General features: G+C 73.0%; 1 protein-coding gene. It reads right to left on the bottom strand.

Going from position 1 to position 1,742, the window contains the following annotated elements:
• On the bottom strand, positions 1–1,742 hold a 1,742-nt coding region (locus tag ABZS71_RS35595), incomplete at both ends, for an AMP-binding protein (protein WP_356217001.1).

Below are 1,742 nucleotides of genomic sequence, written 5' to 3'. Positions count from 1 at the left end.
CGGACGCGTCGAAACTGAACGAGGCGAACTGCAGCACCCCGACACCCGGACCCACCTCCATCAGCGGACCGAACACCGACACCAGGTTCACCAGCCCGTCATGGGTGGCCGCGACGCCCTTCGGGCGGCCGGTGGATCCCGACGTGTAGATCACGTAGGCCAGACCGGCCGCTGCCACGGCCACGTCGGGCACGGTGTCCGGCAGCGCCGCGAGTTCGGCGCCCGTTTCCGGATCGTCGAGCCGGACCACCCGGTCCGCCCCGAGCCCGTCGGCCAGGTCCCCCGCGACGTCCTGTCGGAGGACGACCGCGCGGGCCCCGCTGTCGGCGAGCATGAACGCCAGCCGCTCCACCGGGTACTCCGGATCCAGCGGCACGTAGGCGGCCCCCGCCTTCCAGGAGGCCAGGATCGCGACGACCATGTCCACCCCCCGCGGCAGGCACAGACCCACCACCGACTCGGGACCCGCGCCCTGTCCGACGAGGTGGTGGGCCAGGCGGTTGGCCCGCGCGTTCAGCTCTCCGTACGACACCTCAGTGCCCTCGAAGACCACCGCGACCGCGTCCGGAGTCCGCGCGGCCCACGTCTCGAACAGCTGCGGAACGGATGCCCGGGCCACCTCCGCCCCGGTGTCGTTCCATTCGGTGAGCACCCGCTGCCGCCCGGCCTCGTCGAGCACCGTGACCTTGGTCAGCGGCAGGTCGGGACCGCCGTCGAGGGCTTCCTCGAGCGCCGCCACCAGGTTCTCCGTCGCGGCGGTCATCAGCGAGGCGACCGCCTGCGGGTCAATCGGCGCGACCGCGTCGATGGCCAGGCCCATCCCGTTCCCGCCGTCGTTGACGGCGACCGAGAGCGGGTAGTTGGTGCGCTCCCGCTGCAGCAGGGTCTGGATCCCCCGCATGTCCTCGTCCGCCTGCACGATCAGGTCGGCGGAGGGGGCGGTGTTGTGCCGGTAGTTGAAGAGCGAGGTGAACAGGGGGGTGTCACCGGATACGCCACTGGCCTGCTGCGCCACGGCGAGCGGAGCGTGTTCGTGCTCCACGAGGCCGGCCAGCTGGCCGCGCATCGCGGTCACCGCCGCCAGCGCGCCCAGCCCGTCCACGCGCACCCGGACGGGCAGGGTGTTGATGAACGGGCCCGCCACGCGGTCGTTGCCGGCGCCCGCGTTCATCCGGCCGAAGAGGACGGTGCCGAAGACCACGTCGTCGCGGCCGCTGACCGCGGCGAGCACCCTTGCCCACGCGACGTGCATCACCGTCGCCGGGCTGGCGCCCAGCCGCCGGGCAACCGTGCGCAGCCGCTCGGCCAGCGCGTCGTCGAAACGGGATCCCGCCCGCGCCACCTCGGCGCCGACGCCCCGCACGCCCACCACGCCGTACGGCGCGGTGGGCTCGTCGACATCGCCCAGCAGCTCCGCGAAGAACCGTTCGTGCTCGGACCGCTCGACGCCGGCGCGGGCCTGGGCCACGAAATTGCGGAACGGCAGCGGCTCGGACAGCTCCGCCCCGCGTCCGGCGATAGTCGCCCGTACCTCGCCGAGAAGCATCTCCAGACCCGTGTGGTCCTGCACCATGTGGTGGACGCGGACGAGCAGCAGCCAGCGGCCGTCCGCGACGCCCACCACGTGCAGCCCGATCAGGGGTGCCCGGCCCAGGTCCATGGACAGGCCGCCGGCCGCGAGCAGCTGTTCGACCGGCTCGGCACCGTTCGGGTCGAGACGCACTTCCTCGACCGGCAGGACG

The sequence above is a fragment of the Streptomyces sp. NPDC005393 genome, from assembly GCF_040606675.1.
GTDB lineage: Bacteria > Actinomycetota > Actinomycetes > Streptomycetales > Streptomycetaceae > Streptomyces.
Note: the sequence above shows the minus strand (reverse complement) of the source record. Positions and strands in the feature narration are given on the sequence as shown.